Source organism: Micromonospora yasonensis (assembly GCF_026013475.1).
Taxonomy (GTDB): Bacteria; Actinomycetota; Actinomycetes; order Mycobacteriales; family Micromonosporaceae; genus Micromonospora; species Micromonospora yasonensis.
The window spans coordinates 1-7,027 of sequence record NZ_JAPDPH010000308.1; the positions used below are offsets into that span (position 1 = coordinate 1).

A 7,027-nucleotide genomic window follows, 5' to 3' on the forward strand; every position below is an offset into this window, starting at 1 on the left:
GGCGGAGGAGCTGACCCCGGTCGTCGGGGACGCCCGGGGCTCCCGCCCCTGGCGGGTCACCACCGTCGACGGCCGGCGTCTCTTCGTCAAGGTCACCGGCGGCAGCCAGCGGGACGCCGACTGGCTCTACAAGCTCTACCGGCGGCTGCGCTACCGGGGCATCGGCGACGAGCCGCCGTACGTGACCCCGAAGCAGAAGAGCGAGCACGAGGCGTACCTGCTGCTGCGCGCCGAACGGGCCGGGGTGCGTACGCCCCGGCTGGTCGCCACCGGCACCGACCCGGCCGGCGACATGCTGCTGGTGCAGGAGTTCGTGCCCGGCCGGCCGCTCGACGCGTTCGGCCCGGCCGAACTCGACCGGGACGCCCTCGACGACGTCTGCCGGCAGGTGGCCCGGCTGCATCGGGCCGGTCTGGCGCACCGGGATCTCCGGGCGGCCAACGTGCTGGTCGCCGACTCCACCGCCTGGCTGGTCGAGCTCAGCTTCGGCACCGGCGAGGCCACCGCCGACCAGCAGGCCCGCGACCTGGTGGAGCTCCTGGTCACCCTGGCCGCGCTGGCCGGTGTACGGCCGGCGGTCGACGCGGCCGTGGGGCAGCTCGGCGCCGGCCCGGTGGCCGACACGCTGCCCTGGTTGCAACCCGCCCTGCTGTCCCACGCCGGCCGGGCGCTCGCCGACAACCGGCCCGGTCTGCTCGACGACCTCCGGGACGAGATCGTCCGCCGGTGTCCCGGCCGGGGCAACCGGCTGGCCCGGGTCGTGCGGATCACGCCCCGGCAGGTGTTCCTGCTGGTCATGGTCGGCCTGCTGGTGTACTACCTGCTGCCGCAGATCGGCCAGGTCCGCGCCGCGTTGCACGCCCTGCTGCACGCCCGCCCGCTCGCGGTGGCCGGCACATTGCTGGCCTCGGCCGCCACCTACCTGCTGAGCGCGCAGGCGCTGCGCCTGGCCGCCGCCGGCCGGATCCCGTTCCGCCGTACCGTCGCGGTCCAGGTGGCCGCGTCCTTCGTCAACCGGCTCGCCCCAGGGGCGCTGGGCGGCGCCGCGCTGAGCGTGCGCTACCTGCGTCAGCAGGGACTGCCGGTGCCGGCGGCGGCCACCGCGGTGGCCGTGGACCGGGTGGCTGGGGTGCTCGGCGTCGCGCTGCTGGTGCCCGTGCTGCTGCCGTTCGCGCGGGGCAGCCGCCGGCACCTGGCGACCGCGGCCACCGGGCGGGGCCTGGCCGTGCTGCTGACCGTGCTCGCGGTGCTGCTGCTGGCCGCCGCGGCCTTCGCCGTACCCCGGCTGCGGGTCCGGATGCGCGCGGCCCGACGGCAGGTCGCCGAGGCCCTGCGTGCGCTGGCCCGCAGCGGCCGGATCGGCCCGCTGCTGGTGGTCAGCGTGGCCCTCACCCTCGCCTACGGCGCGGCGCTCTGGCTGGCCCTGCTCGCCGTCGGCCTGCCGGCCGACCCGGCCCTGATCGCGCCGGTCGTGCTGGTCTCCGTGGTGGGGGAGGGAGTGTCCACGGTCGCGCCGACCCCCGGCGGTCTGGGTGCCGCCGAGGCGGCACTGGTCTCCGGACTGCTGATCTACGGGCTCCGACCGGAGATCGCGGTGGCCGGCGTGCTGGTCTACCGGCTGGCCACCTTCTGGCTGCCGGTGCTACCCGGGTACGCGGCGCTGCGCGGACTCGTCCACCGGCACGCGGTATGAGGGGAGCGTGGATGCCGTGACCATGGGTAAGCACCGCGGCATGGAGCACCCGGGGCGCATCGTGGTGGTCTCCGCGGACACCGGAGCCGGCCAGGACACGGCCGCCGCCGGCCTGACGCGGCGGCTGCGCGACGGGGCCATCCTGCGCTGGCTGCCCCGGGGCCACGACGCGCTCCTCGGTCTGGTCATCCATTCCCGCTTGCCCCTTTCGGTGCTGCGTACGCTGCTTCGGTGGGTTTGGCGCCGGCTGCGCCGGGCGATCCCCGCGGACATCCGGGCCGGACGGGAGGACGCCGACCGGCACGGTCCCGCCCTGGTGGATTCCGTCGGCGACGCGGTGGCCGTGGTCGCGGCGCTGCTCCAGGCCGCCGGCGGCAGCCGGTGAGGGGTGGCCCCGGCTGGGCCGCCGCCACGCTGGCGCTGCCGGCGTTCCAGGCGGCGCCGGCGCTGGCCGCCGTACCGGCCGTCCGGGCCCGGTTCCTGCCCGGGCTGCATGGCGTGGGCCGGCCGGACCGGGTGGCGCTGACCTTCGACGACGGTCCCGACCCGGAATCCACCCCGCGCTTTCTGGAGGTGCTCGCCGCCCACCGGGTGCGGGCCACCTTCTTCCTGCTCGGCACGATGCTGCGCCGCTGGCCCGAACTCGGCCGGCAGGTCGTCGACGCCGGTCACGAGGTGGCCGTGCACGGCTGGGCGCACGACAACCTGCTGCTGCGTGGGCCGGTGGCGACCGTACGCGACCTGGCCCGCACACGGGCGTTGATCGCCGAGGTGACCGGCCGGACGCCCCGGTTCTTCCGCCCGCCGTACGGGGTGCTGACCGGCGCGGCGCTGCTGGGCGCGCTGCGGCTGCGACTGGAGCCGGTGCTGTGGAGCTGTTGGGGGCGGGACTGGACCCCGTCGGCCACCGGCGACACGGTGTACGACACGGTCCGCGCCGGGCTCGCCGGCGGCGGCACGATCCTGCTGCACGACTCCTCGTGCACCGCCGCGCCGGGTGCCTGGCGGTCCGCGCTCACCGCCCTGCCCCGGCTGCTCGCCGAGTGCCGCCGGCAGGGCTGGACCGTCGGGCCGCTCGGCGCGCACCGGGACCCGGCCCGATGACGCTCGCGGTGGGTGCCGACCGGCAGTGGTGCTTCACTAGACGCCATGCCCAACCCCGCGATCCTCACCGTCGATGACGACCCGGCCGTCTCCCGCGCGGTCGCCCGCGACATCCGTCGCCGCTACGGCGACCGGTACCGCGTGGTGCGGGCCGACTCCCCGGAGACGGCGCTGGAGGCGCTGCGCGAGCTGAAACTGCGTGGCGAGCAGGTGGCCGTGCTGGTCGCCGACTACCGGATGCCCCAGATGAACGGCATCGAGTTCCTCGAGGCCGCCATGGACCTCTTCCCCGCCGCCCGCCGGGTCCTGCTGACCGCCTACGCCGACACCGACGCCGCGATCAACGCGATCAACGTGGTCGACCTCGACCACTACCTGCTCAAGCCGTGGCATCCGCCGGAGGAGAAGCTCTACCCGGTGCTGGACTCGCTGCTGGAGGGGTGGCAGGCCGCCGCCGCGACGCCCGCCACCGACCTGCGCGTGGTCGGCCACCGCTGGTCGGCCCCGTCCTTCAAGACGCGCGACTTCCTGGCCCGCAACCTGGTGCCGTTCCGCTGGGTGCTCGCCGACGAGCCCGAGGGCACCCAGTTGCTGGCCGCGGCGGGGGTGGGCGCGGACGACGTACCCCTCGTCGTCACGACCGACGGCAAGTCGCTGGTGCAGCCGACGGAGGCCGACCTGGCCGCGCACGTCGGGCTGGCCACCATGCCGGCCGCCGACTTCTACGACCTGGTGGTGGTCGGGGCCGGGCCGGCCGGGCTCGGCGCCGCCGTCTACGGCGCCTCCGAGGGGCTGCGCACCGTGCTGATCGAGCGGCGGGCCACCGGTGGCCAGGCCGGGCAGAGCAGCCGGATCGAGAACTACCTCGGCTTCCCGGACGGTGTCTCCGGGGCCCAGCTGACCGACCGGGCGCGCCGGCAGGCGCTGCGGTTCGGCGCCGAACTGCTCAGCGCGCGCGAGGTGGTCGCCCTGACGGACGCCGGGGCGGCGCGGGTGCTGACGTTCGCCGACGGCAGCAGCGTCGCCGCCCACACGGTCGTGCTGGCCACCGGCGTCTCGTACCGGATGCTCCCGGCCCCGGGGCTGGCCGAGCTGACCGGCCGCGGCTGCTTCTACGGCTCGGTGTCGAGCGAGGCGCCGAGCTGCTCCGGGCAGGACGTCTACATCGTCGGCGGGGCGAACTCGGCCGGACAGGCCGCCGTGCACTTCTCCCGATACGCCCGGCGGGTGCACGTGCTGATCCGGGGCGACGACCTCACCCGGTCGATGTCCAGCTACCTGATCGAGCAGCTCGCCCGGATCGACAACATCGAGGTGCACCCGCACACCGAGGTGGTCGGCGGCACCGGGCAGGAGCACCTCGAGGAGGTGACCCTGCGCGACACCCGTACCGGGGAGACCCGCCGGGTCGAGACCTCGTGGCTCTTCGTCTTCATCGGCGCGCAGCCCGGCACCGACTGGCTCGACGGCGCCGTTGCCCGGGACCCGCGTGGGTTCGTGCTGACCGGGCCCGACCTGACCCGGGGCGGCCGGCGGCCGCCGGGCTGGCGCCTGCCACGCGATCCGTACCACCTGGAGTCCAGCATGCCCGGGGTCTTCGCCGCCGGGGACGTGCGGGCCGAATCGGTGAAGCGGGTGGCCTCGGCCGTCGGCGAGGGCGCGATGGCGGTCTCGCTGGTGCACCGCTATCTGGAGGCACAGTGAACACCGAATCCGACCGGCTCACCCCGGAGGAGCTGCGCCGTCTCTTCCTCTTCGAGTCGCTCGACCCGGAGCAGCTGGCGCACCTGTGCGCACACGGCCGGGTCGAGCGGCGCCGCGCCGGCGAGGCCGTGTACGTCGAGGGGGAGCCGGCGAGCTGCTTCTACGTGCTGCTCGAAGGCACGGTGACGATGCACCGCCGGGTCCAGGGCGACGACGTCGAGTTGAGCCGGACCAGCCAGCCCGGCGTCTACGGCGGCGCCATGCAGGCGTACGTCGGGGATCCGGCCGAGCAGCGCTACCAGAACAGCCTGTTCGCGGTCACCGACTGCGCGGTCTTCGCGCTGCCGGCCGCGATCATCGCCGACGCGATGCGGACCTGGTTCCCGATGGCCACCCACCTGCTGGAGGGGCTGTTCATCGGGATGCGCAACACGCAGACCATCGTCGGCGAGCGGGAACGGCTGCTGGCCCTGGGCGCCCTCTCGGCGGGGCTGACCCACGAGCTGAACAACCCGGCGGCGGCCGCGGTCCGGGCCACCGCCGCGCTGCGCGACCGGGTCGCCAAGATGCGGCACAAGCTGGCCATGATCGCCGACGGCCGGCTCGACGGCCGGCGCCTGCACGAGCTCGTCGGGCTCCAGGAGGAGGCGGTGAAGCGGGCCGCCGCGGCGCCGCCGCTGACGCCGCTGGCCGCCAGCGACGCCGAGGACGAACTCACCGACTGGCTCGACGACCACGACGTACGCGGCGCCTGGGACCTGGCCCCGACCCTGGTCGCCGGCGGCATCGACAGCGGCTGGCTGGGCCAGGTCGACGCCGCGGTGGGCGGCGAGGACGTCGAGTCGGCGATCCGCTGGATCGCGTACACCATCGACACCGAGCTGCTGATGGGCGAGATCGACGACGCGGTCTCGCGGATCTCCGGCCTGGTCGGGGCCGCGAAGCAGTACTCCCAACTGGACCGTGCGCCCTATCAGACCGTCGACGTCCACGACCTGCTCGACGCCACCCTGGTGATGCTCCAGGCCAAGATCCCGCCGGGCGTGCGGGTGGTGAAGGAGTACGACGAGAACCTGCCGGCCGTCCCGGCGTACGCGGCCGAGCTGAACCAGGTCTGGACCAACCTGATCGACAACGCGCTCGGCGCGATGGGCGACACCGGCACGCTCACCATCCGGACCGCCCGCAAGGAGGACCGGCTGATCGTGGAGGTGCGCGACACCGGCGGCGGGATCCCGCCGGAGATCCGGCCGCGTATCTTCGAGCCGTTCTACACGACCAAGCCCGTCGGCGAGGGCACCGGACTGGGGTTGGACATCTCCTACCGGATCGTGGTCAACAAGCACCACGGGGACATCCGGGTGCAGTCCCAGCCCGGCGACACCCGGTTCATCGTGCTGCTGCCGATGACCCCGGCATAGCGCCGGGCGCTGACCGACGCGGCCCGGCGTGCCCTGGTCGGCGCCGGGCCCCACCGGGGCCGGTGCCCACGTATCCTCCACGAGCGTCGGCGACGCAGCCCGGACCCGGGTACGGCATCCGAGTGCCGGCCGGGGCGGGTGCCGACACCGAGACGGTCGGCGGGATCGGAGCGGGGGGACCGTGGGGCAGCAGCGCAGCCGCTGGCGGTGGGTGATCGCCGGGCCCGCCGCTGCCGCTGCGCTGCTCGTGGCGGCATCCGGCCCGGCGACGGCCGACCCGTCCCCGCGGCCGTCGCCGGTCCACGGGTCGCCGGTCTGCCAGGTGCGGGACGGCCGGCTCACCGAGATCTCCGGCATGGCCGCCACGGACGACGGGTTCGTCATGGTCAACGACAGCGCTGACGAGGAGCGCCGGCGGCGGATCTTCTTCCTGGACAGCCGGTGCCGGGTGGTGCGTACGGTGCGGTATCCGTCCCGGCCGCGAGACACCGAGGACCTGGCCGTCGCGGCGGACGGCACGGTCTGGATCGCCGACATCGGTGACAACGACCGCTCCCGGGAGACCGTCGCCGTGTGGAAGCTGCCGCGGGGCGGTGAGCGGCCGGTGCTGCACCGGTTGGCCTACCCGGACGGACCGCACGACGCGGAGGCGCTCCTGCTGACCGGCGACGGCTGGCCGCTCGTCGTGACCAAGCAGGGCGGCGCCGCGGGCATCTACACCCCGACCAGGGCGCCGGTGCCCGGTGCGACGGTGCCGATGGTGCGGCGGGGACAGGTGGCGCTGCCCGGCACGGGCACCAGCAACCCGTTCGGCTTCCTCGGCCGCGCGGTGGTCACCGGTGCCGCCGCCACGCCGGACGGGCGGCGGGTGGTGTTGCGCACGTACGCCGACGCGTTCGAGTTCGACGTCCCCGACGGTGACGTGGCCGCCGCGCTGACCACCGGGCGGCCCCGGGTCGTCCCGCTGCCCGACGAGCCGCAGGGGGAGTCCATCTCCTACACCCCGGACGGCCGCTTCCTGCTCACCGTTTCCGAGACCGCGGACCAGCCGGCCGGCACCCGACCCACCGTCCTGCGCTACCCGGCGCCCCGCCCGGCGACCACG

6 protein-coding genes are annotated in these 7,027 nt (G+C 75.0%); all 6 read left to right on the forward strand.

Features of this window, described 5'->3' with window-relative positions; genetic code table 11:
• A partial coding sequence (locus tag ONA70_RS33610; protein ID WP_265010510.1) for a lysylphosphatidylglycerol synthase transmembrane domain-containing protein occupies nucleotides 1–1,693 on the forward strand: 1,693 nt, incomplete at its 5' end.
• A 16-nt stretch (nucleotides 1,694–1,709) separates the two neighbouring features.
• Complete coding sequence (locus tag ONA70_RS33615) at nucleotides 1,710–2,078, forward strand: hypothetical protein (protein WP_265010511.1); 369 nt, start codon at nucleotides 1,710–1,712, stop codon at nucleotides 2,076–2,078.
• A complete protein-coding gene (locus ONA70_RS33620; protein WP_265010512.1) occupies nucleotides 2,075–2,797 on the forward strand; it encodes a polysaccharide deacetylase family protein in 723 nt (240 codons plus the stop codon). Before ONA70_RS33615 ends, ONA70_RS33620 begins: the two co-directional genes overlap by 4 nt.
• Nucleotides 2,798–2,842: 45 nt before the next feature.
• Nucleotides 2,843–4,501, forward strand: a complete 1,659-nt coding sequence (locus ONA70_RS33625) for an FAD-dependent oxidoreductase (RefSeq protein ID WP_265010513.1) — start codon at nucleotides 2,843–2,845, stop codon at nucleotides 4,499–4,501.
• The gene (locus ONA70_RS33630) at nucleotides 4,498–5,922 is read left to right on the forward strand and encodes an ATP-binding protein (RefSeq protein ID WP_265010514.1); all 1,425 of its coding nucleotides are present in this window, start codon (nucleotides 4,498–4,500) and stop codon (nucleotides 5,920–5,922) included. The genes ONA70_RS33625 and ONA70_RS33630 overlap by 4 nt, the downstream gene beginning before the upstream one ends.
• Nucleotides 5,923–6,103: 181 nt before the next feature.
• Nucleotides 6,104–7,027, forward strand: a 924-nt coding sequence (locus tag ONA70_RS33635) for an esterase-like activity of phytase family protein (protein ID WP_265010515.1), incomplete at its 3' end; no start/stop codon positions are given.

Excerpts from the sequence above, each read along its gene's own strand:
- ONA70_RS33625 (WP_265010513.1), top strand. The coding sequence starts at position 2,843 with ATGCCCAACCCCGCGATCCTCACCGTCGATGACGACCCGGCCGTCTCC.